At 69.3% G+C, this 26,314-nt stretch carries 24 protein-coding genes and 2 tRNA genes; 10 read left to right on the forward strand and 16 right to left on the reverse strand.

Features of this window, described 5'->3' with window-relative positions:
- The first annotated feature begins 22 nt into the window (after positions 1 to 22).
- From ftsE to ACZ5KV_RS07000, 3 genes are read left to right on the forward strand one after another with little or no spacing between them, the layout of a single operon-like run.
- Positions 23 to 772 (forward strand): cell division ATP-binding protein FtsE, encoded by a 750-nt coding sequence (gene ftsE, locus ACZ5KV_RS06990; RefSeq protein ID WP_464241818.1) that lies wholly within the window; start codon positions 23 to 25, stop codon positions 770 to 772.
- Complete coding sequence (locus tag ACZ5KV_RS06995) at positions 769 to 1,644, forward strand: cell division protein FtsX (protein ID WP_464241624.1); 876 nt, start codon at positions 769 to 771, stop codon at positions 1,642 to 1,644. Before ftsE ends, ACZ5KV_RS06995 begins: the two co-directional genes overlap by 4 nt.
- A 30-nt stretch (positions 1,645 to 1,674) precedes the next feature.
- Positions 1,675 to 3,507: an SLC13 family permease gene (locus ACZ5KV_RS07000; RefSeq protein ID WP_464241625.1), complete on the forward strand. Its 1,833-nt coding sequence runs from the start codon at positions 1,675 to 1,677 to the stop codon at positions 3,505 to 3,507.
- Between the two features lie 6 nt (positions 3,508 to 3,513).
- On the opposite strand, the gene ACZ5KV_RS07005 is transcribed toward ACZ5KV_RS07000, so the two are convergent.
- The gene (locus ACZ5KV_RS07005) at positions 3,514 to 3,993 is read right to left on the reverse strand and encodes a pyridoxamine 5'-phosphate oxidase family protein (RefSeq protein WP_464241626.1); all 480 of its coding nucleotides are present in this window, start codon (positions 3,991 to 3,993) and stop codon (positions 3,514 to 3,516) included.
- A 359-nt stretch (positions 3,994 to 4,352) separates the two neighbouring features.
- Between ACZ5KV_RS07005 and ACZ5KV_RS07010 the strand changes: the two genes are divergently transcribed.
- Both ACZ5KV_RS07010 and ahcY read left to right on the forward strand, forming a co-directional pair.
- Positions 4,353 to 5,306: an ArsR/SmtB family transcription factor gene (locus ACZ5KV_RS07010; RefSeq protein ID WP_464241627.1), complete on the forward strand. Its 954-nt coding sequence runs from the start codon at positions 4,353 to 4,355 to the stop codon at positions 5,304 to 5,306.
- Entirely contained in the window at positions 5,303 to 6,733 is a 1,431-nt protein-coding gene (gene ahcY / locus ACZ5KV_RS07015) for an adenosylhomocysteinase (protein WP_464241628.1), read from the forward strand. Before ACZ5KV_RS07010 ends, ahcY begins: the two co-directional genes overlap by 4 nt.
- An 83-nt stretch (positions 6,734 to 6,816) precedes the next feature.
- Here ahcY and ACZ5KV_RS07020 read toward each other — a convergent pair whose 3' ends face one another.
- The 4 genes from ACZ5KV_RS07020 to ACZ5KV_RS07035 form a co-directional block, all read right to left on the reverse strand.
- Positions 6,817 to 8,475: a nickel-dependent hydrogenase large subunit gene (locus ACZ5KV_RS07020; protein ID WP_464241629.1), complete on the reverse strand. Its 1,659-nt coding sequence runs from the start codon at positions 8,473 to 8,475 to the stop codon at positions 6,817 to 6,819.
- A gap of 12 nt (positions 8,476 to 8,487) precedes the next feature.
- Complete coding sequence (locus ACZ5KV_RS07025) at positions 8,488 to 9,459, reverse strand: hydrogenase small subunit (protein ID WP_464241630.1); 972 nt, start codon at positions 9,457 to 9,459, stop codon at positions 8,488 to 8,490.
- Positions 9,460 to 9,469: 10 nt separating this feature from the next.
- Entirely contained in the window at positions 9,470 to 9,877 is a 408-nt protein-coding gene (locus ACZ5KV_RS07030) for a cytochrome c3 family protein (protein WP_464241631.1), read from the reverse strand.
- A 228-nt stretch (positions 9,878 to 10,105) separates the two neighbouring features.
- On the reverse strand, positions 10,106 to 10,909 hold the full coding sequence (locus ACZ5KV_RS07035; protein ID WP_464241632.1) for a substrate-binding periplasmic protein: 804 nt from the start codon (positions 10,907 to 10,909) through the stop codon (positions 10,106 to 10,108).
- A gap of 108 nt (positions 10,910 to 11,017) precedes the next feature.
- Between ACZ5KV_RS07035 and ACZ5KV_RS07040 the strand changes: the two genes are divergently transcribed.
- The 4 genes from ACZ5KV_RS07040 (at position 11,018) to ACZ5KV_RS07055 (ending at position 12,081) form a co-directional block, all read left to right on the forward strand.
- Positions 11,018 to 11,503 carry a DciA family protein gene (locus tag ACZ5KV_RS07040; protein ID WP_464241633.1) on the forward strand — a complete coding sequence of 162 codons (486 nt, stop codon included), beginning with the start codon at positions 11,018 to 11,020 and terminating at the stop codon, positions 11,501 to 11,503.
- Positions 11,500 to 11,847, forward strand: a complete 348-nt coding sequence (locus ACZ5KV_RS07045) for a hypothetical protein (RefSeq protein WP_464241634.1) — start codon at positions 11,500 to 11,502, stop codon at positions 11,845 to 11,847. The genes ACZ5KV_RS07040 and ACZ5KV_RS07045 overlap by 4 nt, the downstream gene beginning before the upstream one ends.
- A gap of 71 nt (positions 11,848 to 11,918) precedes the next feature.
- A tRNA-Gln gene (locus ACZ5KV_RS07050) sits at positions 11,919 to 11,993 on the forward strand.
- 10 nt (positions 11,994 to 12,003) lie between these two features.
- Positions 12,004 to 12,081: transfer RNA gene (locus tag ACZ5KV_RS07055), tRNA-Glu, on the forward strand.
- Between the two features lie 152 nt (positions 12,082 to 12,233).
- Here the strand turns inward: ACZ5KV_RS07055 and ACZ5KV_RS07060 are convergent.
- The 9 genes from ACZ5KV_RS07060 to ACZ5KV_RS07100 all read right to left on the reverse strand — a co-directional run bounded on the left by ACZ5KV_RS07060 (position 12,234) and on the right by ACZ5KV_RS07100 (position 21,307).
- Positions 12,234 to 13,283 carry an iron-containing alcohol dehydrogenase family protein gene (locus tag ACZ5KV_RS07060; protein ID WP_464241635.1) on the reverse strand — a complete coding sequence of 350 codons (1,050 nt, stop codon included), beginning with the start codon at positions 13,281 to 13,283 and terminating at the stop codon, positions 12,234 to 12,236.
- 195 nt (positions 13,284 to 13,478) lie between these two features.
- A complete protein-coding gene (locus tag ACZ5KV_RS07065) occupies positions 13,479 to 13,925 on the reverse strand; it encodes a universal stress protein (protein WP_464241636.1) in 447 nt (148 codons plus the stop codon).
- 203 nt (positions 13,926 to 14,128) lie between these two features.
- Positions 14,129 to 14,557: a response regulator gene (locus tag ACZ5KV_RS07070; protein ID WP_464241637.1), complete on the reverse strand. Its 429-nt coding sequence runs from the start codon at positions 14,555 to 14,557 to the stop codon at positions 14,129 to 14,131.
- A gap of 25 nt (positions 14,558 to 14,582) precedes the next feature.
- Positions 14,583 to 15,230, reverse strand: coding sequence for a sensor histidine kinase (locus tag ACZ5KV_RS07075; protein WP_464241638.1), 648 nt, complete (start codon positions 15,228 to 15,230; stop codon positions 14,583 to 14,585).
- Entirely contained in the window at positions 15,227 to 15,607 is a 381-nt protein-coding gene (locus ACZ5KV_RS07080; protein ID WP_464241639.1) for a response regulator, read from the reverse strand. Before ACZ5KV_RS07080 ends, ACZ5KV_RS07075 begins: the two co-directional genes overlap by 4 nt.
- Positions 15,592 to 17,331, reverse strand: a complete 1,740-nt coding sequence (locus tag ACZ5KV_RS07085) for a sensor histidine kinase (RefSeq protein ID WP_464241640.1) — start codon at positions 17,329 to 17,331, stop codon at positions 15,592 to 15,594. Before ACZ5KV_RS07085 ends, ACZ5KV_RS07080 begins: the two co-directional genes overlap by 16 nt.
- A 25-nt stretch (positions 17,332 to 17,356) precedes the next feature.
- Positions 17,357 to 18,571 (reverse strand): response regulator, encoded by a 1,215-nt coding sequence (locus tag ACZ5KV_RS07090; protein ID WP_464241641.1) that lies wholly within the window; start codon positions 18,569 to 18,571, stop codon positions 17,357 to 17,359.
- A gap of 10 nt (positions 18,572 to 18,581) precedes the next feature.
- Entirely contained in the window at positions 18,582 to 20,705 is a 2,124-nt protein-coding gene (locus tag ACZ5KV_RS07095; protein WP_464241642.1) for a SulP family inorganic anion transporter, read from the reverse strand.
- Positions 20,705 to 21,307 (reverse strand): TetR/AcrR family transcriptional regulator, encoded by a 603-nt coding sequence (locus ACZ5KV_RS07100; protein ID WP_464241643.1) that lies wholly within the window; start codon positions 21,305 to 21,307, stop codon positions 20,705 to 20,707. Before ACZ5KV_RS07100 ends, ACZ5KV_RS07095 begins: the two co-directional genes overlap by 1 nt.
- A 542-nt stretch (positions 21,308 to 21,849) precedes the next feature.
- Between ACZ5KV_RS07100 and ACZ5KV_RS07105 the strand changes: the two genes are divergently transcribed.
- The gene (locus tag ACZ5KV_RS07105) at positions 21,850 to 25,410 is read left to right on the forward strand and encodes a PAS domain S-box protein (protein WP_464241644.1); all 3,561 of its coding nucleotides are present in this window, start codon (positions 21,850 to 21,852) and stop codon (positions 25,408 to 25,410) included.
- Here ACZ5KV_RS07105 and ACZ5KV_RS07110 read toward each other — a convergent pair.
- Positions 25,376 to 25,873 (reverse strand): chemotaxis protein CheD, encoded by a 498-nt coding sequence (locus ACZ5KV_RS07110; RefSeq protein ID WP_464241819.1) that lies wholly within the window; start codon positions 25,871 to 25,873, stop codon positions 25,376 to 25,378. The genes ACZ5KV_RS07105 and ACZ5KV_RS07110 overlap by 35 nt on opposite strands.
- Complete coding sequence (locus ACZ5KV_RS07115; protein WP_464241645.1) at positions 25,873 to 26,292, reverse strand: response regulator; 420 nt, start codon at positions 26,290 to 26,292, stop codon at positions 25,873 to 25,875. The genes ACZ5KV_RS07110 and ACZ5KV_RS07115 overlap by 1 nt, the downstream gene beginning before the upstream one ends.
- Positions 26,293 to 26,314: the final 22 nt, after the last annotated feature.

Raw genomic sequence — 26,314 nt, forward strand, 5'->3', positions numbered from 1 at the left:
CATGGACACCACCCCCGAACCCATGGTCCGGGTCCAGCACGTGTCGCACAACTTCGGCGCGCACTGGGCCCTGCGCAACGTGACCTTCGCCCTGGACAAGGGCGGGTTCCTTTTCCTGTCCGGCCCTTCGGGGGCGGGAAAGACGACCCTGCTGCGCCTGCTGCACGGTGCCCTGCCCCTGGAACGCGGGGCCGCCGAGGTCGCCGGGTTCCAGCTCAAGGGCCTGACCTCGAGCCAGGTGCCCCTGCTGCGCCGCCAGGTGAGCGTAGTCTTCCAGGATTTCCGCATCCTGCAGGGGCGCACCGTGGCCGACAACGTGGCCCTGCCCCTCGAGGTGCGCGCCGTGCCCCGGGCGACCATCCGCAAGCGCGTAAGCGCCGTGCTGCGCAGCCTGGGGCTGGACGACAAGGCCCTGTGCCCCTGCTCGTGGCTGTCCGGCGGCGAGCAGCAGCGCGTGGCCATCGCCCGGGCCATCGTGGTCAACCCCCAGCTTCTGCTGGCCGACGAGCCCACGGGCAACCTCGACCGCGCCCTGGCCCTGCACCTCATGGAAGTCTTCAAGCAGTTCAACACCTTCGGCACGACCATCATCCTGGCCACCCACAACCGCGACGTGGTGGCCGCCGTGCCCGGCGCGCGGCTGCTGGAACTGACCGACGGGCGCGTCACCGCCGCCAACTGGCGCGACGCCGACCTGGAGGTCGGCCCCCGCGACGCCGAAGAGCCGCCCCGGCGCGGCCCGGCCTGCCCGGCACCCGGGAGGCGGCGATGATCGCCCGCCTGATCCGCCTTGCGCTGCGCGGGGTGGCCGACCTGGGGCGCAACCCCCTGGCCCAGGCCCTGACCCTGGGCGCCGTGACCCTTGCGGCCTTCCTGGCCGGGCTGTTCCTGCTGCTGGTGGTGAACCTCAACCAGGCCCTGCTCACCGCCGGGGGCGAATTCGTCTTCCAGGTCTACTGGGCGCCGGAAACCCCCGAGGCCGTGCTGCTCGAACAATGGGCCCGGCTGGACGCCCTGCCCGGCTTCCAGGGCAAGGCCACCTACACCCCGGCCCAGGCCCTGGACGAGCTGGGCCTGGCCCTGGGCGGCGACGCCAAGGCCATCCGCGGCCTGACCGGGGGCGCCCTGCCGCCCACCGCCGTGGTCACCCTCCACGCGCCCCAGGCCGACCCCGCCGCCTTCGTGCAGCAGACCCTGGGCGCCCTGCAGGGCCTCTCCGGCGTGGCCGACATCCACTACAGCGCCCTGCAGGTGGACCTCGCCCGCTCCTGGCAGCGCTTCGCCCACACCGTGCTCTGGCCGTTGATCGTCCTTCTGGGCCTGACGGCGGCGCTCATGGTCGGCAACACCCTGCGCCTGTCCCTGGCCGGGCGGCGCGACGAGGTGGACATCCTGCGCCTTGTGGGCGCCGGGCGCTGGTACATCCAACTGCCGCTGCTCGTCGGCGGAGCCGTCCAGGGCCTCGCGGGCGGGGCGCTGGCCCTGGGCCTGCTGGCCCTGGCCCATCTCGCCCTGGCCGACTTGGCCGCCACCCCGCCCCTGAGCCTGGAGTTCCACTTCCTGCCCCTGGCCCACTGCCTGGCGCTGCTGGGCGGCATGGCCCTGGTGGGCGCCCTGGCCAGCATGGTGGCCCTGCGCGAATAATCTGCTATACTGGGGCCGAGGAGGAGGGTCATGTTCGAGCAGACCTTCGTGTTCGGCACCCTGGCCGTGGCCCTGGCGCTCTTCATCCACGGCGGCCTGCGCTACGACATGGTGGCGCTGCTGGCGCTGCTGGCCGTGGTTCTGGCCGGGGTGGCCCCGGCAGGCGCGGCCTTCGCGGGCTTCGGCCACCCGGCGGTGGTCACCGTGGCGGCCGTGCTGGTGGTCAGCCGGGGGCTGGCCAAGGCGGGCGTCGTGGACGCCCTGGCGCGCAGGCTCGAATTCCTGGGCTCCAGCTTCACGGCCCAGCTCGCGGCCCTCATGGCCCTGGTGCTCGTGGCCTCCGGGTTCATGAACAACGTCGGCGCCCTGGCCCTGCTCATGCCCGTGGCCGTGCGTCTGGCCCGGGCCCACAACCGCCAGCCCTCGCGCTTCCTCATGCCTCTGGCCTTCGGCTCGCTGCTCGGCGGGCTGACCACCCTCATCGGCACCCCGCCGAACCTGATCCTCTCGGCCTTCCGCCAGGAGGCCACGGGCCAGGGCTTCCAGATGTTCGACTTCCTGCCCGTGGGCGCGGGCACGGCCCTGGCCGGGCTGGCCTTCATCGCCCTGGGCGGCTGGCGGCTCATCCCGCGCCGCGAGAGCGAAGGCCGCGACGACCTCTTTCACATCGACGCCTACCTGACCGAGGTCCGCGTGGTTGCCGGGTCGCCCCTGGTCGGCGCCCGGGTGCGCGAGGTGGAACACCTGCCGGAGGTGGACGTGCTGGTGGCGGGGCTGGTGCGCGGCGACCGCGTGCTGGGCGCGCCGGTGGACCGCGAGTTCCTGGCCGAGGGCGACGTGCTGCTCGTCGAGGCCTCCCCGGCGGACCTGGAGCGCCTGCTGGCGACCGCGCGCCTGGAGCTGCGCGCCAGCAAGGGCATCTGCACCCGGCTGTTCCAGGAGGACGACCAGACCGGCCCGGTGCCCCGGCGCAAGGACCAGGCCTGCGAGATATTCCGCGACACCTCGCGCATGGAGCTGATGGAAGCCGTCGTCGGCGTGAACTCGCGCATGGTCGGCCGCACCGTGCGCGACATGGCCCTGCGTCACCGCCACGGCGCGAACCTGCTGGCCGTCTCGCGCCAGGGCCGACCCATGCGCAGCCGCCTGCGCGACGTGCGCCTGCGCCCCGGCGACGTGCTCCTGCTCCAGGGCATGGCGCAGGACATGGCCCCGGCGCTGCCCGCCCTGGGGCTGTTCCCCCTGGCCGAGCGCGAACTGCGCCTGACGCGCCCCTCGGGCGGCCCCTGGGCCATGGGCCTGTTCGTGGCGGGCGTCGCCGCCGCGACCTTCGGCCTGGCCCCGGTGCACATCAGCCTCACGGCCGCGGCGGCGGGCATGGTGCTGGCCCGCGTCCTCAGCCTGCGCGAGGCCTACGAGAGCATCGAGTGGCCGGTCATCGTGCTTCTGGGCGCCATGTTCCCCGTGGGCGAGGCCCTGGAGACCTCCGGCGGCGCCGCCACCGTGGCCGACGCCCTGATGGCCGCCACCGGCGCGGGCGGCCCGGTCCTGGCCCTGACCGTGCTGCTGGTAGGCACCATGATCCTGTCCAACGTCATCAACAACGCCGCGGCGGCGCTGATCATGGCGCCCATCGCCCTGCGCGTGGCGGCGGGCTTCGGCGCGCCCATGGACCCGTTCCTCATGGCCGTGTGCGTGGGCTGCTCCACGCCCTTCCTCACGCCCATCGGGCACCAGTCCAACACCCTGGTCATGGGCCCGGGCGGCTACCGCTTCGGCGACTACTGGCGCCTGGGGCTGCCGCTGTCCGTGCTCGTGCCGCTGGCGGCCGTGCCGCTGATCCTGGTCTTCTGGCCGCTGTAGCCCCGGTCAGCCGTTCCAGCCGTGACGCGCGCCGGTCATGGACGCGATGTCCAGGCGCATCACGCACGTCTTGGCCAGCACCTTGTCCGGGAAGGCCTCGTCCGGATACTCGCCTTCGGTGTAGTGGGCCATGATCGCCCGCAGCCCCGCGCGCTTCTCGGCCTCGGTCTCCAGCACGACCACCCGCCCGAAGCCCACGATGCTCTTGAACTTCATGCTGAAGCCGCAGGGCTTGTCGTCCTCGATGAGCGCCACGTCCGTTTCCAGCTCGAAGCAGACCCGGGGGTCCGCCCGCAGCGTTTCGGCCTTGCGGCCCTTGCACGAGGAGTGCAGGTACAGGCAGCCCTCGCCGATGCCGTAGTTCATGGGCACCACGTAGGGCCCGTCGGGCCCGACCATGCCCAGCCGCAGGATCTGGGCCTTGCGCAACACATAGGCCATCTCCTCGGGGTCCGTTATCCGCCGCTCCGGCTTGCGCTCGATCATCGTCGTCTCCTGGGTTGTGGCAGGCTTTGCAGCCGACACTCTAGGCCACCGCCCCTCCGGGCGCAACGGCACCGACGGCTCGGAAAAGCCGAACCGGGGCGCCCCCCACCGGACCAGCCCCGGAAAGCCCCACCCCCAATTTTTCTTCCCCCTTTCCGCCCCACTCCTCCCCCATCCCGGCCCCGCGCGGCTCTTTGCCGAGCGAGGCCGGGATGGCGTGCGGAGTCCAGCGGCCCCGACCCCCGGCGGGTGCAGGGCGCCGCCCTGCCCGCCGGAGGCCGCGCGCCGCAGGCGTATTCCCCGGTTGACAACCCGCGCCGCCTCATATATCAACTTATCTCAATATACGGAAAAACACCATGACGACCCTGCCCTTGCTGGAACAGGCCAAAGCGTTGGCCGACGAGACTCGCCTCAGGCTGCTGCGCGTGTTATGCGAGCATGAGCTGACCGTGGGCGAGATCGTGCTGGTCCTGGGCCTGGGGCAGTCGCGCATTTCGCGCCATTTGAAAATCCTGGCCGGGGCCGGGCTGCTGGTGTCGCGGCGCGACGGCCAGCGGGTGCATTACGCCGCCCCGGAGGCGGGCCCGGGCCGCGCGCTGCTCGACGCCCTGGCGCCGTTCCTGGAGCATCCGGCCCTGGAGGCCGACGTACGCGCCGCCGGGCAGGCCGTGGCCCGGCGGGCCGAGCGCACCGCCGCCTTCTTCGCCGCCCATGCCGGAGCCTGGGACGAGTTGCGCGACCAGTCCCTGGGCGGGTTGGACCTGGCCGGGGAGATTCTGGCGCGCCTGCCCGAGGGCACGGCCACGGCGGCGGACCTGGGCTGCGGCACGGGCGCCCTGCTGCGGGCCATGCGCCCCCGGGCCGGGCGGGTCATCGGGGTGGACAGTTCGCCCGAGATGCTCACCCGGGCGCGGCGGGCCTTCGGTGCGGCGGCCGACGGCGAGGCCCCCGGGGTCAGCCTGCGCATCGGCGACCTGGAGCACCTGCCCCTGGGCGACGGCGAAGCGGATTTCGCGGTGATGAGCCTTGCGCTGCATCACCTGCCCGTGCCGCGCCTGGGGCTGGCGGAGGCATACCGCGTGCTGGCGCCGGGCGGGCGGTTCGTCCTCGTGGATTTCGAGCCTCACGACGACGAAACCATGCGCGAGCGTTACGGCGACAACTGGCTCGGCTTCGACCCCGCGCGCGTGCAAGGCTGGCTTGCCGCCGCGGGACTGCATACCGACGAAACCGCCCGCTACCCCCTGCCCTCGGGCCTGACCCTGCGGCTGTACGGGGCGCGGAAACCTTCCCTGGAGGAACAACGATGACCGCTCAAGTCAAACCCGTGGACCCGGCCCTGGAATACAAGGTCAAAGACATGGAGCAGGCCGACTTCGGCCTGAAGGAAATGCAGCTTTCCGAGCGCGAGATGCCCGGGCTCATGCAGCTCATCGCCAAGTACGGCGACGAGAAGCCCCTGCGCGGCATGAAGATCATGGGCTCGCTGCACATGACCATCCAGACGGCCATGCTCATCAAGACCCTGCACGCCCTGGGCGCGGACCTGCGCTGGGCGTCGTGCAACATCTTCTCCACCCAGGACCATGCTGCGGCGGCCGTGGTCAAGGCCGGGCTGGCCAAGGTCTTCGCCTGGAAGGGCGAAACCCTGGAAGACTACTGGTGGTGCACCGAGCAGGCCCTGACCTGGCCCGACGGCTCCGGCCCGGACCTCATCGTCGACGACGGCGGCGACGCGACGCTGCTGGTACACAAGGGCGTGGAGGCCGAAAAGAACCCCGAGGTGGCCCGCCAGGCTACGGACAACAAGGAATTCCGCATCGTGCTGGCGCGCATCGCCGCCAGCCTCGAGGCCGCTCCCGGCAAGTGGACGGCCATCGCGAAGAAGATTCGCGGCGTGTCCGAGGAGACGACCACGGGCGTGCACCGGCTCTACCAGATGCAGCAGCGCGGAACGCTGCTTTTCCCGGCCATCAACGTCAACGACTCGGTGACCAAATCCAAGTTCGACAACCTGTACGGCTGCCGCGAGTCCCTGGCCGACGGCATCAAGCGCGCGACGGACATCATGATCGCGGGCAAGGTGGTCGTGGTGGCGGGCTATGGCGACGTGGGCAAGGGCTGCGCCCAGTCCATGCACGGCTTCGGCGCCCGGGTGCTGGTCACGGAAATCGACCCCATCTGCGCGCTCCAGGCGGCCATGGAGGGCTACGAGGTCACGACCATGGAGCGCGCCCTGGAAGAGGGCGACATCTTCGTCACCGCCACGGGCAACTACCACGTCATCACCGGCGAGCACATGCTGCGCATGAAGGACGAGGCCATTCTCTGCAACATCGGACACTTCGACTCCGAGATCGAAATGTCCGCCCTGGAGAACAACCCGGCCTGCCGACGCACGGAGATCAAGCCCCAGGTGGACAAATGGCTGCTGCCCTCGGGCCGTTCGATCATCGTCCTGGCCGAGGGGCGGCTGGTGAACCTGGGCTGCGCCACGGGCCACCCCTCGTTCGTCATGTCCAACAGCTTCACCAACCAGGTGCTGGCCCAGCTCGACCTGGCGAGGAACAGCTACGAGCCCTGCGTCATGACCCTGCCCAAGCACCTGGACGAGGAAGTCGCCCGGCTGCACCTGGAGCGCCTGGGCGTGACCCTGGAAACCCTGACCCCCGAGCAGGCCGAGTACATCGGCGTGCCCCTGGCCGGGCCCTACAAGCCGGACCACTACCGCTACTAGCCCCGGGCCGCGCCCGGATCATAAAAAGCCCCGGCGCGCGCCGGGGCTTTTGTTTTTGAGCGGCCAGCGGTGTTCCGCCGGGGTTAAAGCACCTTGAACACCCGCTCCCCGCCGCCGGGCCGCAGGACGTGGACCGAACAGGCGATGCACGGGTCGAAGGAATGCACCGTGCGCAGGATTTCCACCGGGCGCTCGGAATCTTCCACCGGGTTGCCCGTCAGGGATTCCTCCACGGGCGAGGCCTTGCCCGCCGCGCAGCGCGGGCCCAGGTTCCACGTGCTGGGCACGACCATCTGATAGTTGGCCGTGGTGCCGCCCTCGATGTTGATCCAGTGCGACAGGGCGCCCCGGGTCACGGCGCAAAAGCCCACGCCCCGGGCCTTGTCGGGCATGGTCCATTCCTTGTAAATCTCGACCTTGCCCGCCCTGGTCCGGGCCTCCAGGTCGTCCAGCCAGCCCTGCATCCGGTTCACCAGTTGCACGCTTTCCACCATGCGGCAGGCCGTGCGGCCCAGGGTCGAGAACAGGTTCTCGGGCTTGAGCTTGGAGGCGGCGAGCCATTCGTCCAGGCGCTGCACGGTGTCCTTCTCGCCTCGGGCGTAGGCCAGGGCCCGCCGGGCCAGGGGGCCGCATTCCATGGCCTCGCCCTTGTAGCGCGGCGCCTTGGACCAGGAATACTTCCCGTCCTCGTCGTAGCCCGTGTAGCTCGGCGCGGTAACGCCCTCGTAAGGGTGGCGCTCCGGCCCCGGCTCATACCAGCTATGGCTCACATGCTCCTTGATCTCGTCGGTATCCAGGTTTTCGACCCGCTTGAAGTCGCGGTTCCACAACACGCCCGAGGGGAAGAAGAAGTTCTTGCCCGTCTCGGGGTCGGGGAATTCGTCGAAGGCGAAGTAGTTGGACACGGCGCCGTAGCGGGCCACTTCGGGGTAGCGCCGCCCGAGCAGGAAGAGGTCGCCCTTGAAGTGGGTGTTGATGAACTCGCGGCACTCCTCGTAGAGCGCGCGGAACTCGGCCAGCCGCTCGGGGCGCAGGCTGTCGTAACAGGTCACCCCGCCGACCTGCATGGTCTGGGAATGCGGGTTCTTGCCGCAGAACACGGCCATGCCCCGGGCCAGCTTGAGCTGGACGCGCAGGGCCGTCAGGTAGTTCACGGCCATGACCATGTTCTCCTCGGGGGAGAGGCGGTAGGCCGGGTGGCCGCCCAGGAAGTAGGCGTTGGTCAGCCAGCCGAGCTGGCCGCCCTCCACGAACTTGCGCAGCCGCGTCTGGGCGATGAAGTACTCCCCTGGGTCGGTTTCCTTGCCCGCCAGTTCGGCCTGGAGCTTGGCGGCCGCCACGGGGTCGGCCTTCAAGGCGTCGGCCATGTCGAAGAAGTCCAGGGAGTGCAGGTGGTAGAAGTGGACCAGATGGTCATGGACGATGAGCGAGGCCAGGATGAGGTGGCGAATGAGCTGGGCGGCCGGGGGCGGAGTCAGGCCGATGGCGTCCTCCACGGCGCGGATGCTGGTCAGCGAATGGGTGGTGGTGCAGACGCCGCAGGCGCGCTGCACGTAGTTGTGGACATCCTGGGGCGGGCGGCCCTGAACGATCTGCTCCAGGCCCCGAAAAAGCTGGGTGCTGGAAAAGGCCTTGGAGATGACCCCGTCCTGCACGTCCACGCGGATCTTCAGGTGCCCCTCGATGCGCGTCACGGGATCGACGGTGATGGGGCCGGTGAATTTCTTGGTCGGCGTTGCCATGGCTGGGCCTCCTTATGCGCGCTTCTTCTCGCGGATGTCGGTGGAGAACGGGGCCAACTGGTCCCAGAAGTCAGGCTCGCTGCATCCGATGCACGGGCCGCCAGCGCGCACGGGCCAGTTGGTCTGGTTGAACAGCGCCGTGGGGCAGTTGTTGTAGGTCCAGGGCCCGCGGCAGCCGAGCTTGTGCAGGCACCAGCCCTCGCGGGCCTCGTCCGACGAGAAGCTCGGGGCGAACTCGCCCTTGTCGAAGTGCTTGCGGCGCTCGCACATGTCGTGGACCGTGCGGCCGTAGAACATTTTGGGCCGCCGCGAGCTGTCCAGGTCGGGCATGCCCTTGGTCAGCAGGTGGACCACCGTGCCGATGAAGTTGATGGGGTTGGGCGGGCAGCCCGCGATGTTGATGGGCGCGACGCCCACGGCGGCCAGGGCCTCGCCCACGCCCTTGGCCCCCGAGGGGTTGGGCGCGGCGGCCTGGATGCCGCCGAAGCTGGCGCAGGTGCCCATGGCGATGACGGCCTTGGCCCCGGCGGCCACGCGCGAGAACAGCGAGAGCATGGTCTCCCCGCCCACCTGGCCGTACAGCCCGCCGTCGCGGGTGGGGATGGCGCCCTCGATGGCGCAGACGTAGCCGTCGGGATTCTTCATGGCCGTTTCCAGGGCCTTGTGCGAGGCCTCCCCGGCGGCGGCCATGATGGTCTCGCAGTAGTCCATGGAGATGACCTCCATGATCAGCACGTCCACGAAGGGGTCCGCGGCGCGCAGCAGGGCTTCGGTGCAGCCCGTGCATTCCGCGCCGTGCATGTAGATCACCGAGGGCCGGCGCTTGCTTTCCAGGGCCCGGGCCACGGCGGGAGCCATGGACGCCTCCATGCCCATGGCCACGGCGACCAGCCCGCAGAATTTCAGAAACTCCCGCCGCGAGAAGCCTCCGGCCCCCCGCTCGCGGTCCATCAACATGGCGGCGATGCGTGCGCTTGAACTCATGGGAGCCTCCTTACTGCTTCTTGTGGCAGCCGTTGGTGCAGGACAGGGGCGGCATCTGACCCGTATCGCCCTGGCGGATCTTGCGGTGGCAGCCCAGGCAACTGTGGGTGCTGTCGTTGTGCCAGGCCAGGTAAAACCCCGTGTTGTCGTTGGGGTCGTCCTTGCTGTGGCACTGGGTGCAGCTCAGGAACTTGCCCAGATCCTTGTCCGACTCCTTGTGATGGCATTTGCGGCAGGCGTTGTAGACCGCGTGGAAACCGTGGGGGAACTCCACCTGCGGTCCGACCCATTGCGCCAGGGCCGCATTTTTCTCCGGCCGCTGGATTTGGATCTTTTCAGGCACATCATAGGCCAAGAGCACTGCGGGCAGCGCCAGGCACAACGCCAGCGCGACCAGGAATCCGTCAAACCTCCTCATGGTCTTTCCTCCGGATTGAGGTTTTCCGACCCTTGCACGATATACGATGGACGAAGTAAAACAAGCTGGGGTATAAAATATGTTTCCGTAACACGTGTAAGACGGGGTCGCGCGAAGAGGGCCGAACCGTAGCGGCGGGCAGCGAGGGGAAAGGGCAAAAGGAAAGGCCGCCCCGGCCTGTAGAGCCGGGGCGGCCTTGCATTGCCGCATATCCGGTCCGGGGAGCCCTCAGGGCCGCAGCGGGCCCACCGTGGACAGTATGCCCCGGTCCAGGCGCTCCATGAACTCCCGGCCCACGTCGGGGGTGCACATGATGTGACGGGCGGGGCCGTCCGGCAGATCGGCCAGGGGCAGCACGAGAAAGTCCCCATGCCGTTCCGCGCCGTTTTGCCCGGGCCATGGCCGCTCCCGGTCCTCGCCGATCTCGCCGGAGGGATCCAGCAGGGGCAATTCCTCGGGGGCCAGCAGCAGGTAGTCGAAGCGCCCGACGGCGAGCATGGCCAGCATCTGGTCCAGGGCCGTCGGGGCATCGGCCACCTGGGGCGCGAGGCGCGCGCGCAGCCCGTCGATCACCGCGCCGTAGGCATAGCCGCCCGGAACGCCCCAGACCAGCCCGGGCTCGGCGAAAACCTCCTCAAGGGTCGCCTTGCCCTCCAGGCGCGCCCGGTCGCGCCACGCGGCCACCAGCACCAGCGGCTGGCCCCGGTAGATGGGCACGGAGAACAGGGCGAAATCCTCGCGCTCGGGCACCTTGAACCACCCCACCGAGCACAACCTCCCGCCCTCGCGCATGCGGGCCATGATCCGCTTGGGCGGGGCGGACTCGTAGCCGACCTCCAGCCCGGCGGCCGAGAAGGCGTTGCGGGCGATGGCCAGCAGGAAGCCCCCGGGCTGGCCCTGGCTCGTGAAGTAGTACGGCGGGCGCTCGAAGTAGAGTACGGTCGCCTCGCGGAGCGGCCGGGCCGGGGCGGGCGCGGCGTGGCAGGCCAGCAGCGCCACGGCCAGCAGCAGGGGGAAAAACCGGTTTTTCATTGTCCGACGATAGAACCTGGGCGGCACGAATGCAAGGGGGACCATCCCGGGTGCGGGCCGGGGCTTGCGTTCCGCGCGCGGATGTGCTCCGGTGCCCCTGGTGCCGCCATGAAACGACTCGCCACGCTGTTCAACCGCTTCCTGTCCCGCAGCGACCCCGACGGGACGCACTACCACCTCTCGCGCCTGTGGCGCCACTGGCCGGAGGTGGTCGGGCCGGACATTGCCGCCCTGGCCCGGCCCGTGGGGCGCCGGGGCACGACGCTGCTGCTCGGCACCGAGGATCACATGGTCGCCCAGGAGCTGACCATGTACGCCCCGGCGCTGCTGGAGCAGGCCAACGCCTTCCTGGGCATGAATTTCTTTGACAAGGTTCGGGTGAACCTGTTAGGAGACCACGTTTCGCTGGACAGCATCGCGCCGCCCGAGCCAAGCGCGCTGCCGCGCCCGGGGCGACCCGGACGGCTGGGCGACCTGGCCGGACGGCTCGACCCCGCCTCGCCGGTGGCGAGGTGCTACGCGGCGTACCTGCGCTCCTTCGAGCCCGATGCGCCGGATACGACGACACCCCCCAAGGAGGACGAGATCATATGAGCGACGAACTCACCCTGGAAAGCCTTGCGCTCAAGAAGCCCCTGGACAAGATGACCCAGAAGGAACTGCGCGAGCTGTGCATGGAAAAGATTCCCATGATCACCGGCGCCTCCGGCATGACCAAGGAGGAGCTGCTGCCCGCCATCAAGGAAATCCTGGGCATTGAGGACGAGGTGGTCGAGGGCACGCCCTACAAGGACCAGATCCACGCCATCAAGCAGAGCATCCGCGCCCTGCGCGCCAAGAAGGGCGAAAGCTCCAACCGCAAGGAGCGCGAGATCCTGCGCCGCAAGATCAACACGCTGAAGAAGCGCACCCGGCGGCTGGCCCACGCCAACGCCTAGGCGCGGAAAAAATGATTTCCAGCGGGGTTGACAGGCCCGGTCCGAGTCTGTAAATCCCATCTTCCCAACGCTGGCGGATCGTCTAATTGGCAGGACGCTGGATTCTGGCTCCAGTAGTCTAGGTTCGAGTCCTAGTCCGCCAGCCAGCCAACACCTGTCCCCATCGTCTAGCCTGGTCCAGGACACCGGCCTTTCACGCCGGCAACAGGGGTTCAAATCCCCTTGGGGACGCCAGAAAATTCAAAGGGTTGCGATGCGAATCGCAACCCTTTTTCCGTTTCAGGACGGCACCCGGACGGCAAGGATTTCCGCAAGCCGTCAGGATGCCCCCTGCCTGAAGGCGCCCCGGGAGGCCGCGCCGGGCTCCGCCCGGCGGCTCATTGCAGCTACACGAAGCACCCCGCAAGACACGGATCGTGGTCGAGCATGGCCTGGAATTCCGGCAGGCAGTCGCGGGTGGACAGGACGGTGAAGAAGTCGTCCTTGACGCCCGGGGCGGCGGCCAGGGCGGCCAGCCACTCCTCGCGCACGAAGGGGTCGGCGCGGATGGCGTCCCAGAAGCCGGTGGCCTGGAACAGCCGGTCCACGGTGTCGGCCTGCTGGCCTTGCAGGCGGCAGGTGACGTAGGTCGCCAGGCCGACTTGCAGGCCATGCAGGCGCGGGCGGGCGCAGAGGGCGTCCAGGGCGTGGGAGATGAGATGCTCGCTGCCGCTGGTGGGCCGCGACGAACCGCAAATTTCCATGGCGATGCCGTTGAGCATCAGCGCGGTGGCCAGATGGGTCAGGCCCTGGACCGTGAAGGCCGGGTTGTCCAGGAACTGGCGCACCGTGGCGTCGGAAAGCAGCGCCGCCAGATCCTCCACGGGCTCGCCCCGGTGGTGGAAGGCCAGCTTCCAGTCGAACACCGCCGACAGCTTGGACACCAGATCACCCACCCCGGAGAGCCACAGGATGCGCGGCGCGCCCAGGCAGACCTGCACGTCGACCACAATCCCGTGGGGCAGCGCGGCGGCCAGGGAGCGCCGCCGTCCGGCGATGGTCAGGCTGGCCTGCGGGCTGCAAAAGCCGTCGTGGCTGAGCGCCGTGGGCACGGCGAAATAGGGGCGCCGGGCCAGGAAGGCGAGGTATTTGGCCGCGTCCAGGGCCTTGCCGCCGCCCAGGCCCACCAGGGCCTGGGCCGCACCGGGCAGTCGGGCGAACAGCCCCGCCACGCCCTCGAAATCGTTGTCCGCGATTTCCAGCCACTGGAGAATTTCCACGCCCTCGCGGGCCAGCCCCTCCCGGGCGACGGCCTCCACGGCCGCCGGAAGCCCGGCGCTGGCCGCCACCACCACCCGCAAATGCCCGCCCCGGCGCAGGTACAGCCCCAGGCGCTCCAAAGCGCCGCCCTTGATGCGCACAAGGCCCGGGATGGTAATGCTCGGGGACAGGATCATGGGCGCACTCTCCAGCGGAAAAGGGGGAACCGGGGACGCGGCCACTCCCGGCCCGTGCGCCGTCTGGGCGCCGCCATGGCGCCGGGAGCCGGTGCCCCCGGCGGGAGGGAGCCGCACGACGGCGCGGGGCACGCCGCCGGGGGCACAAGCCGACAGCGCGGCGCCGCCGGGGGTCACCGCGCCGCCCGTCGAGAATCAGGCCTTGGCGTAAGGCCGCACGGAGATCACCGGGACCGGGCAGGTCTTGATGATCTGGTCGGCCACCGAGCCGAAGACGATGCTCTCCAGGCCCTTGTTGCCGTGGGTGCCGACCACCACGATGTCGGCCTTGTGCTCGGCCACGGCCGTCAGAATCTCCCGCGCCGGATCGCCCATGATGACCATGCCCTGGACCTCCTGGCCTTCCAGGGAGTTCAGGCAGTCCTCCATGTTCACCCGGGCGCCGTTGATGATCTCGCGCTCGAAGCCCGTGATGTAACCCGCCGAAACCTGGAAATCGCTGTAGCGGCCCATGTCGGGCACCACGTGCACCAGCAGCACTTCGGCGCCGATCCGCCGCCCGAAGGCCGCCGCCCAGCCCGCCACCTTGGCGGTGGCGTCCGAGAAGTCCACGGCGCACAGTATCCGCTTGATCTCTCTCATGCTTCCCTCCGTCTCTGGGGGGGGTGACGCCCGCCGCGCAGCCCGGGCCCGTGTCCGGGCGCGGGGGCTTTGAGTCCAAAGTAAGTCGCCCGGGGCATCCTGTCACCTGGGAAATGCGCCCGGCAGGCCCCCAGGGCACCGGACGCAAGCGGGGGCCCCGGCAGCGCCGGGGCCCCCGCCGAAAGGGCCTCTCCCGGGGCGGCCTACCAGCCGCGCTGGGTGATGATCTCCTGGATCTTCTCCTGGTCCTGCTTCTCCAGCAGCACCAGCTTCTTGGCGCTGGCCCGTTCGATACGCTCCATGAGCGTGCCGAAATTGGCCGGCTTTTCCAGTACGTCCAGGGCGCCCAGGCGCACGGCCTGAATGCCCTTGTCCACCGAGGCATGGCCCGTGAGCAGGATGACCTGCAACTCCGGACGGTCCTGCTTGATGGCCCGCAGGAACTCGATGCCGTCCATGCCGGGCATCTTGAGATCCAGGACGATCACGTCCACCGGGGCCGTGCGGGCCAGTTCCAGGGCCTGCCCGGGGTCGGAGGACGCGGTCACGTCCAGCCCCCGGCCCTGCATGCGCTCGGACAAAACGTCCAGGAATTCCTTCTCGTCGTCGACAAGCAGCACCTTCTTGTTCATGGCGCCTCTCCTTTGGGATGTAGTCTCAAAATGTTGCGGGCAAATGGGCCAGTGTCAGACGCAAGGCGCCGTCCTGCCCGGTGCAGCGCGCGCCCAGGGCCGCCAGCAGGGCGCCCGCCTCGGGGCCCTCGGGTGCGGCCAGGGGCGCTCCGGCTCCGGAAAACGACACGACCGCGCCGCCGGGCGCCTGCTCCACGGCCAGTTCCACCCGCCCGGGCCCGGCGGCCAGGGCCGCGCGCAGGCACAAATCCAGGGCCTGGGCCAGCAGGAAGGGCCGCGAGGACAGGGACACCTCCCCGCCCGGGGCCAGGGCCAGCTCCACCTGGGCCTGGGAGGCCTGACGGCGGTGCAGGGCCAGGGCCAGGGCCACCTCGCCGCGCAGCTCCACCGGCCGCCGGGGCACGTCGGGCAGATGGGCGAAACAATTCAGGGCGCCCAGCACGGCGTTGGCGCCCTGCACGTGGCGGGCGATGCGCTCCATGCCCTGGGCCAGGCGCGCGGGGTCCAGGGGCTGGCCGCGCTGGGCCAGGGCCGCCAGGTCCTGCATCAGCCCCGCATTCTCGTTGATCATGGCCAGGGAATTCTTCAACTCGTGGGACACCCCGGCGCACATGCGCCCGAAGTATTCGAGTCCCGTGGGCCCCAGGGTCCGCCAATCCAGATCCGCGCTCACGGCTTTTGCCCTCCCGGGCCGTTCGCGGCCCCGACGATGCGCGCGAAGGTTTCCATCAGCACCTCGATGCCCACGGGCTTGACCAGATAGGCCTCGCCCCGGGCGGCCCCGGCGGCGAAGTCCAGCTCCGAGCCGTGGCCGGTGAGGAACACGGCGCGCAGGTCCGGTTGCAGTTCGCGCAGCTTCTGGTGCAGCTCCAGGCCGCCCATGCCGGGCATCTTCACGTCCAGCACGGCGATGTCGTAGGCCGTGGCCCGCGCCAGCTCCAGGGCCTGTTCGGCGGACACGGCATAGTCGGCCCGCACGCCCCGGAAGCCCAGGCGCTCGGCCAGGGCGCAGACCAGCTCGTGCTCGTCGTCCACTAGCAATACTCGCATGATGCCTCTTCCTCCTGCCCGCAGCGGGCGGGCAGGGTAATGGTGAAGGTCGTGCCCCGGCCGATCTCGCTTTGGACCTCGATGTTCCCGCCGAGCTTGCGCACCAGCCCGTAGGTGATGGACAGGCCCAGGCCCGTGCCCCCGGTGCCGCGCTTGGTGGAGTAGAAGGGCTCGAAGATGCGCTTCTGATCCTCGGAGCGGATGCCGCAACCGTCGTCGCGCACCAGGATGCGCAGGCGTCCGGGGTCGGGGCTGTCGGCGGCGATGCCCACGTGCCCGTTGTCCGCCACGGCCTGGAAGGCGTTGTTCACCAGGTTCAGCAGGATCTGCTGCAACTTGCCCCGGTCGCACTCGAACTCCGGCAGCCCCGGGGCCACGTCCACGGCGATGTCCACGCTGCGGTACTCGGCCTCCTTGCGCAGGAAGGAAAGCACCTCCTCGATGACCTCGCCCATGTTGATGCGCTCCACGCGGACGTTGATGTGCCGCGCGAAGCCCAGCAGATGTTTGGTGATATTGCCGCAGCGTTCCACCGAGCGGGCGATTTCGTCGGCCAGGCCCAGCAGTCGGGCGGGGTCGAGGTCGTCGCGGCGGTAGGTCAGCAGGTCCTTGAGCAACCCGGCCTTCTCGCCGATGACCGCCAGGGGATTGTTGATCTCGTGGGCCACGCCCGCGGCCAGCCGCCCGATGGAGGCCATCTTGTTGGCGTGCTCGGCGTGGTGCAGGGCCACGAAGCGGTTGCGGTCGGCCTGGAACACGAGGTTGACCAGGAAGGTCGCCACCGCCGTGACCACCAGCAGGATGACCATGATGCTGGCCACCAACAGCCAGACCATCTGGAAGCGGTTGTCGTACCACGAAGCCATCAGTTCGTCACGCGACTTGACCACCATCAGAATGAACGGGGAGTTGGGCACGTAGGCGTAGCCGATGGTCTGCTCGCGGTCGCCCTCGCCGTGGTCCATGATCTCGGTATACTCCGAGTAGGGCGGCACGGGCAGGTCCACGGCGTCGAGCACGGCGCCGTGATGGCGCGAGGGCGTCTGGAGCACGCCCTCGGCGTTGATGATGAACGAATCGCCGCCCGTCAGCAGGTCCAGCCCGGCCAGGTTGTTGAACCGGTCGGTGTCCAGGGTGGCGCGCAGCACGAAGAACCCGCCGTCCGGCAGAACCTGGCGCACGGCCACCACCAGGTGCGGCACGTTGCGGAAGCCCAGGAACACGTCGCTCACGTAGCTGCCTTCGGCGGCCACATGGTCGAACCACTTCTGGTCGCTGTAGTCGCGCCCCAGCAGGTTGTAGGGGCCGACGTAGGCCTGCTGCACGCCGCTCGCGTCGATGAGCCCCAGGTCCACGAACCCGCCGTGGCTGCGCTTGAGGTTGTGCAGCAGTTCGCCCAGAACCTTGGGGTCGTGCAGGGACTCGGGGCTGCGGTCCTGGAGCACGAAGGACAGCACGCTGGCGCGCTCCTCCAGGTAGAAGGACACCGCCCGCCGCGCGTTGGACACGATGCGCGAGGTGCGCAGCCGGACCTCGGCCTCCACGGCGCTGCGCGTCACCTGGTAGTCGATGAGCGTCATGGCCGTGAGCGGCACCAGGGCCGTGAGCCCCGTGAGCACGATGGCCAGTGCCCAGGCGCGGCGGTAGTTGAACAGGCTGCGCTCGGGGGCCGAATCCCGGGGGTGCAGCCAGAAGCGCGGTGCGATGAAGTCACGAAGCGGCATGGCCGTTCCTGCTCCGGGGCGGGCCCTAGCGGGCCCGGTTGCGGATCTTCTCGTGGGCCTCGTGCAGCGTGCGGCTCAGCACCTCGATGTCCACGGGCTTTTGCAGGTAGGCAAAGGCCCCCAGGCTCATGCAGGTGTCGCGGTCCTGGGCAGAGCCGTGGCCGGTGAGGATGATGACCTCGATGCCGGGGCTCTCGCGCTTGACGCGGCGCAGCACTTCGATGCCGTCGATGCCGGGCATCTTGAGGTCCAGGATCATGACCTCGGGTTCGTCGGTGCCGACCATGTTCAGCGCCGACTCGCCGTCGTAGACCACATGCGAGCCCACGTCGCGCAGGGACAGCCGCTCGGACAAGGTCTGCACGAACTCGCGCTCGTCGTCCACCAGCAGGACCTTGGACGGCATCTCGAAGTCCACCTTGCGGTAGATGTCGGTCTGGTAGAACCCGCTGCCCACGCGGACCTCCACTGCTCCGACCCCCGGCACGCGCGCGGCCTCGGCGCGCAGTTCCTCTTCCAGGCGCGACAGGAGCATGACGTTCTTGTTGATGGTCAGGATGACCGTGCCGCCCTTGGCGTCCACGGCCACGTCGTGGCCCTCGCCCACCAGATGCACGCCCACGCGCGCGGCCAGGGCGAAGTCCTCCGCGGCCCGGCGCGAGGCGTCGGTGGTGCGCACGGCGTCCTTGGCCAGGTTCTCCAGGATCAGCCCGGCGGCCCCGGCGGGGTCCACGTCGTTCATGGGGATGAGAATGTCGTACAGCCCGGCGCTCCAGGGGTCCTTGTTCTGGAACACGGCGTCCACCCAGGCGGCGCAGTCCTCGTCGGACTGGCGGATGGTCCGCAGGGCGTCCTTCTCGACCACGCCCAGGGCCAGGGCGGCGTCCAGGCGGTGGCGGATGTCGGCGATGAGGCACACGCGCAGGGCGTGGGTCACGGCGCCGGGCACCAGCAGGCCGGCAAAGCCGTCCAGAAGCAGGTCGTCGTCCTGCAGGGCCCGGGCCGTGGCCAGCCGCAGCCAGGCCACGGCGCGCTCCTTTTCGCGGTTGAACTTGTTGAAGACCGAGGTCCGGGCCGTGAGCGCCCGGGCGATCTTGTCGCGCGAGAGGCCCGACAGGGCCTGGGCGCTGTCGATGATGGCCGCGTCGCCGACCACCGTGTAGCCCGTGGAGGTCCGCAGGCTCTCGACCACCTCATCCTTGCCGCAGAACGTGCCGCTCATGATGCTGATGACGGACATTGGGGTCTCCTTAGATGTTGTAGCACACGGTGGTCAGGGGGCAGCGCTTCTCGTCGGCCCCGACGTGCGCGCTCTGGTGCACGGCGCGCAGGGCGCCCTCGGTGGAGGCGAAAAGGTGATCCTGGCCGATTTTCTCCAAAAGGTGCGTGCGCCGCAGCACCTCCATCACCGCCTCGTTGACGCCGGACAGGGACACGTCCACCCCCCCCTGGCGGCAGCGGGCGATGAGCAGCGACAGCGTCTCCTCGCCCGAGGCGTCCATGTCGTTGATGCCGCTGGCCACGAGCACGATATGGCGCAGGTCCGGCTTCAGGGCCATGCGCTCGGTGATCTGGTCTTCCAGGAAGCTCGCGTTGGCGAAGAACAGCGGCCCGTCGAAGCGGACCACGTCCACGTAGGCGCATTCCATGAGCGAGTATTCCTTGGCGCAGCGCAGGGCGGCGTCCTCGGCCATGGCCAGGGAGCTGACCCGGGGCCGCATGCTCTTGTACAGGAACACGCCCAGGGACAGGACCACGCCGACCATGATGCCCTTGTCCAGGTGCGGGGCGAAGGCCAGGGTGGCCACGAAGGAGATCACCGAGATGATCCCGTCGTAGCGCTGGGCCTTCCAGGCGTGGATGAAACCCGAGGCGTTGATGAGCCCGATGACGGCCATCATGATCACCGCCGCCAGCACGGACTGGGGCAGGTGGTAAAGCAGCGGGGTGAAGAACAGCAGCACCAGCACGACCATGACGCTGGTGAACACGCTGGACAGGCCGGTGACGGCGCCCGCCTGAAGGTTCACCGCCGAGCGCGAAAACGAGCCCGAGGTCGGGTAGCTGCGGGTCAGGGCGCCCAGGATGTTGGCCAGCCCCTGGCCGATGAGTTCCTGGTTGGGGTCCAGGCGCTGGCCGGTCTTGGCGGCCATGGCCTTGGCGATGGAGATGGCTTCCATGAAGCCCAGCAGGGAGATGATCGCCGCGTAGGACAGCAGGTGGGCCACGATGCCCAGGTCGAACTTCGGCACGGCCAGGGCGGGCAGGCCCTTGGGGATGGAGCCGACCACGGCGCCGCCGCCCATGGCCGTCAGCCCGGCCACGTCCAGGGGCTTGTTGCCGACCTTGAGCCGCCAGGTGCGGCCGTCGTCCCGGGCCCCGGCGGGCACCTCGCCCAGGGGGAAAAGCTCCAGGGCGTCGCCCTCGCCCACGCCGGCGAAGAGCATGGCCCGCAGCGCCTCGCGCTGCTCGTGGGCCACCTCGCGGGCCAGTTCGATGTCGTGGTTGGTCTTGAGCAGGTCGTGTTCGGCGTCGTTGGCGGCGTCGAAGTCGTGGGCCTCGCGGGCCTGGCCCAGGGCCAGGGACAGCTCCGCGCGCCGGGCCGAAAGGTCGGCGATGCGCACGGTGGCCTCGTTGAAGGTCTCCACGGCCTGGTGGGCCTCGGGGCTGCGCACGGCGTCCAGGGGCACCCTGGCGTCATGCTGGAAGCCCACGACCCAGGAGATGACCGTAGTCAGCGCCACGGCCACCAGGACGTTGGGAATCCTCGGGTTGAGCCGCCGCAGGAAGAACATGACCCCGAAGGCCAGGGCGCCCAGGGCCAGTGTGGGCCAGTGGGTGTAGTGCACGGCGGCCTGGACCACGCGGATGATCGTCTCGTAGTGGTGCTCGGCGCTGTCCACGGTCACGCCGAACATCTTGGACAACTGGCTGGAGGCGATGATCAGGGCCGCGGCGTTGGTGAAGCCGTTGACCACCGGGTGGGACAGGAAGTTGACCACCAGCCCCAGGCGCAGCACGCCCAGGGCGAGCTGGAACACGCCGACCAGCAGCGCCAGGAGCACGGCGTAGGCGATGTAGCCCTCGCTGCCCGCGGTGGCCAGGGGCTCCAGGCTCGCGGCGGTCATGAGCGAAACCACGGCCACCGGGCCGGTGGCGAGCTGGCGGCTGGAGCCGAACAACGAGGCCAGCATGGGCGGCAGGAAGGAGGCGTACAGCCCGTAGTAGGGCGGCAATCCGGCCAACTGGGCATAGGCCATGCTCTGGGGGATGAGCACCAGGGCCACGGTGACGCCGGCCACGGCGTCGAGCTTGAATTTCTCGGCCCCGTACCCCCGGAACCAGTCGAGGAAGGGAAAAATTCTGGTGAGCATCACACGTCCGTCCTTGATGAAAGGGATTGGGTCAGGATCTTGCGCGCCGAGGCGACCATCTCGTCGAACAGCGCGCCCGCGTCGTAGAGGTTGTAGGTCTTGAACCGCGCCAGGCCGTCCACCATGGTGAACAGGATCATGGCCACCTTGCGCTCGCGGACCTCGGCCACGGAACCATCGGCCCGGCCCAGGGCCACGGCCTGCTCGAACAGCTCGATGAAGCAGTTGTAGATGGCTTCGAGCTGCTCGCGGCAGATCTCGTTCTCGCGGGCCAGCATGTAGGGGTAGTGGCGGTGCAGGAGCAGGAAGGCATCCTCCATGACGCCGGAAAGATAGAGGTAGAACCCGAGCAGGCCCTCGACCTTTTCCAGCCCGCTGGCGTAGGCCTGCACGCGCTCGTGCTCCTCGAAGTGGCGCAGCACCTCGCGGCGCACCTCGCGCAGCACCTCCAGCAGCAGGTCTTCCTTGCTCCCGAAGTGGTAGAAGATGGTGCTCTCGGCCACGCCGGTGGCCTTGGCCAGCTCGGCGGTGCTCGTGTCGGCGAAGCCCTTGTTGGCGAAAAGGCGCAGCGCCGCGAAGAGGATCTTCTCTTTCTTGGTCATCGTCGCTCCCCATACAACTGAGTACTCACTCAGTCTCTTTCCCTTTCCTTTACCCGGGGTGACAGACCTGTGTCAATAGACTTTGTGCAAAAATTATCTCTTTGAACATCAGCACGTTAAGCTGTTATGGGCGGTCAACTCCCCCAGGGGGTCGCAAAAAGCCGAGTGAACACTCAGTCTCGTTTTCCGCACAGAGGACCGTGCGCCCCCGGGGCCATGCGGGAGGGGGCGGGCCCGAAGCTCCGGCGTGCGTATCCGGACGGTATCCGCGCATTGCCTCTTACAGGCGCAGCCGGGATGCCGCCCCGGGCGGCATCGCCTCGACCGGTGCGCATTCCCCCAGGCGCGGACGAAAGGTCCAGAGGGGCCGAAGAAATGACCGGAGAGCCGGGGCCGCGCAGGCCGGTGCGCCCGGGCATTTCCGGCGCGCCACCCTTGGGGAACGGACTTGCGGCAAAGCCTTTCTTCTCCCCTTCATCTTCTTCGCCCTTTCCTGTAAGACGACTGAAAATCGACCCCCCACTCCACGGACAAGGACGACCATGGGTGAACGGCACACGCCCCACGAAATCCTGCACGACGAACTGACCGCCCTGCGTCACGAGGCGGCCCGGCTGCGCGAGGAGCTGGACCGGCTGGGCGCCAGCGAAAGCCGCTTCCGCCGCCTGTTCCATGGGGCGCCCCTGCCCTGCATGGTCCTGGACACCACGGGGCGGGTCATGGAAATCAACGCCGCCGGAGCCCAGGCCCTGGGCTGGGCGCCCGCCGAGGCCCAGGGGCGCCCCGTGACCGATTTCCTGGCCCGGGAGAACGGCCCCAGCCTTGCGCGGCGCCTCGAAGCCCTGGCCCGGACCCTGACCGGAACGACGCGCGGCCTGAAAACTGCCCTGCGCCACAAGGACGGCAGGCTGCTGCCCGTGATGCTGGACGCCCGGATGGAGCCGGGAACCGACACCGACCCGACCCTGATCCTGTGCACCTGGCGCGACCTGCCCGGCGAACGCACCGTGGACCCCTCGGAGTCCCGCTTCCGGCGGGTGCTCGAACAGGTCCAGCTCATCGGCGCATCCCTGGACGCCCGGGGTCGGCTGATCTTCGCCAACAACTGTCTCCTGACCCTGACCGGCCGGCCCGGCGCGGACATCCTGGGCCGCGACTGGCTGTCCGCCTGCATCGCCCCCCAGAACCAGGACGCCGCGCGCGACGCCTTCCAGCGGACCATGACCGGCGAAAACGCCTGGGAGTACGTCGTCTACGAGGCCGCGCTGCTGACCCGCAACGGCCGCACCCTCGACGTGGGCTGGACCAACGTGCCCGTGCGCAACGGCCAGGGGCGGATCATCGGCGTGAATTGCGTGGGGTTGGACATCACCGAGCGCAAACGGGCCCTCACCGCCCTGCACGAAAGCGAAGGCCGCTTCCAGGCCCTGTTCGCCGGGTCGCCCCTGGGCATCTACCTGCTGCGCCTGGAGCCCGACGACACCCTGGTCCTGCTGGCCGCCAACCCCGCGTCCAGCCGCATCATGAACCGCGACAACTCCCGGCTTGTGGGCCTGCCGGTGCACCAGGCCTTTCCCTACGCCGTCGGCAGCATTCTCGTGGAGCACTACATCCGCCTGGCCCGCGACGGCGGCGCCTGGAGCCTTGCGCGCTACGAACAGCACGCCGAGGGCCGGACGATGTTCTTCGACATCCACGCCTTCCAGACCGCTCCCCGGCACGTGGCCGTCATGTTCCAGGACGTGACGGCCCAGGTCCACGCCTCGGACGCCCTGCGCGAAAACGAAGCCCTGTACCGCAGCCTGTTCGAGAACTCGGCCGCGGGCATCTTCCTCGTCGGCCCCGACTGCGTCGTGCGCGAGGCCAACTCCCTGGCTTGCGAAATGCTCGGCTACGGCCGCGACGAAATGCAGGGCATGCATGCTCGGGACATCCTGACCCCGGCCAGCACGGCGACCATTTCCCCGGAAGATGTCGCCCACAAGGCTCACCAGACCGGGCGCCCCATCTCCCACCAGCGCGAATACAACCGCAAGAACGCACCGCCCCTGCCCGTGGAGTCCCACGTCCGCGCCGTGGACGACCGGGGCCACCACATGGTCATGTTCCAGGACATTTCCGCCCGCCTGCGGGCCCAGGCCGCCCTGACGGACTTCCGCCGCCTGGTGGAGGCCATGGCCGACAACATGGCCGACCTGCTCTGGGCCAAGGACCTGGAAGGCCGCTTCATCTTCGCCAACAGGGCCTTCCGCGAAAAGCTGCTCTGCTGCGACGACGAAGAGGTGTTGGGCCGCACGGACGAATACTTCGCCGTCCGCAACCGGACCCTGGGCCGGGCCTGCACCTTCGGCCCGGGCTGCATGGAAAGCGACCGGGCCGTGCTGGCCGCCCGCCAGCCGACCCGCTCCGTGGAGGAGGGGCTCGTGCGCGGCGCCTATCTCTGCCTGGAGGTGGTCAAGTCGCCGCTGTTCGACGACCAGGGCACGCTCATCGGCACCGTGGGCTCCGGGCGCGACATCACCGCCCAGCGCCAGGCCGACGCGGCCCTGCGCGACAGCCGCACCCTGCTGGAGGAAACCCTGCGCCTGGGCGGCATGGGCGGCTGGGAACTGGACGTGGCTTCAGGCGTCCTGACCTGGACGGCCTCGGAATACGCCACCTACGGCCTGGACCCCGGAGCCCCGCCCCCCAGCCCCGAAGTTTTCCTGCGCACCATCGTCCACCCCGAGGACCGCGAGCGCATCCACCGGGAACTGGAAGAGGCCGTGCGCGCCAACAGCACGCTGGAAAACGAATTCCGCATCGTGCGCACCGACGGCGAGGTCCGGCTGGTCCACGCCGTGGCCCGGCCCGCCCTGGGCCCGGACGGCACCGTGGCCCGCGTCCAGGGCGTGACCCGCGACGTGACCGAGGAACGCGCCGCCGAGCAGGCCCTGCGCCAGGCCAAGGAGGAGGCCGAACGCGCCGCACGCTCCAAGGGCGTGTTCCTGGCCAACATGAGCCACGAACTGCGCACGCCGCTCAACGGCATCTTCGGCATGCTCCAACTGGCCCTGACCACCGAGCTGGACGACGAGCAGCGCGACTACCTGGAAACCGCCCTGGCCACGGGTCGCAGCCTGCTCACGGTCATCAACGACGTGCTCGACTTCACCCGCCTGGACGCCGGGTTCCTGGACGTGGTCCACGAACCCTTCGACCTCCTGCGCGCGGTGACCCTGGTCATGGACAACTTCCGCCCCGAGGCCAAGGACAAGGGCATCGCCCTGGCCGTGCGCCCCGCCCCCGGCACCCCCGCCGTGCTGGTGGGCGACGAGGCCCGGCTGCGCCAGATCCTGTTCAACGTGATCGGCAACGCCGTGAAGTTCTGCCCCGAGGGCGAAGTGGCCCTGGAAATCGCGGCCATGCCTTCCGCCCACGGGCGCCCCCGGCTGCTGTTCGTCGTGCACGACACGGGCATCGGCATCCCCGAGGAGCACCTGTCCACCATCTTCGAGGCCTTCACCCAGGTGGACAGCGCCTACACCCGCCGCTACAAGGGCACCGGCCTGGGCCTGGGCATCGTCAGGCGCCTGGTGGCGCTGCTGGGCGGCACCCTGTCCATCGCCAGCGCCCCGGGCGAAGGCACCGCCGTGCACTTCTGCCTGCCCTTCGACCTGCCCGGCGAACAGGCCGACGCCGCGCCCGCAACCGCCCAGGCACCCCGGCCCCGGCCCCTGATCCTGCTGCTGACCGAGGACGAAGCCGTGAACCTCATGGCCGCCAAGCGGCTGCTCGAAAAGCAGGGCCACACCGTGCACACCGCGCGCACCGGGATCCAGGCCGTGGAGGCCGTGCGCGCGCGCGACTTCGACTGCGTGCTCATGGACATCCAGATGCCCGAGATGGACGGCCTGGAGGCCACTGCGCGCATCCACGCGCTGCGCCCCGGCCTGCCCGTGGTGGCCATGACCGCCCACGCCATGGAGGGCGACCGCGACCGCTTCCTGGCGGCGGGCATGTGCGCCTACGTGGCCAAGCCGGTGAACATGGAAGAGCTGGAAGGAGTGCTGGAGGCCCTGCGCGCGGCTAGCCCGCAAGGCATTGGGCGTTCAGGCGCTTGACGAAGACCTCGCCCGTGTGCGTCAGGAAAAGCAGCTTGCGGCCCCTGTCTCCGCCCACGTCCGAGGCGACCACGCGCAGCCGTTCGTCGGCCAGGGTCTCGAAGGCCGCCAGTACGTTGCGCCGCCCGACCCCGAACTGCTCGGCAAACATGGCGTTGGCCCCGCCGAAAACCTTGCACACCAGGTTCGACCGGCGCACCCCCTGGCGCAGAAGGGCCCGCGTCAGGCGGCGGATGGAATCGTCCACGAACTTGAATTCCCGGCTCGCCGCCACATCCTCGCCCGACAGGGGCATCAGCGCGTGGAACACCGCGCCCCACCCCGTGGCCGGGCAATGGAACGTCACCGCCACGCACGAGCCGAGCACCGTGGCCACGGCCAGGGGCCGCTGGGAAAGCACCGCCTCGCTGACCCCGAGCTGGCGCAACTGCACTCCGGGATGCCGGTCCAGAAGCTCGCGCATCACGGTTCGCCGTCCAGCGGGGTGCTCATAAGCCCCATGTTGCCCAGCATCTCGAAGAGGATGGCCCGGTCGAAAGGCTTGGTCACGTAGGCGTCGGCGCCGCACTCGTATTGGGCCTTCACCATGTATTCCGAATCGCTCACGCAGGTCAGCATGATGATCCGGGGCCGGTCCTCGTAGGCCACGTTCTCGTCGTCCAGGAGGTCGCGGATGCGCCGCGTGGCCTCCAGACCGTCCATTCCGGGCATCATGATGTCCATGAACACCACGTCGTAGCCCGCCCCGCCCAGGCTCGCCCGGACCCTGTCCACGGCCTGGGCGCCGTCCGCCGCCTCGTCGCAGGCGCCCACGCCCTTGAAAAAGGCCTTGAGCAGAAAACGCAACGAATCGCTGTCGTCCACGATCAGTATCCTGAGCACGGCAGTCCTCCCCTTGCGTCGT

It is taken from the genome of Desulfocurvus thunnarius (assembly GCF_055390965.1).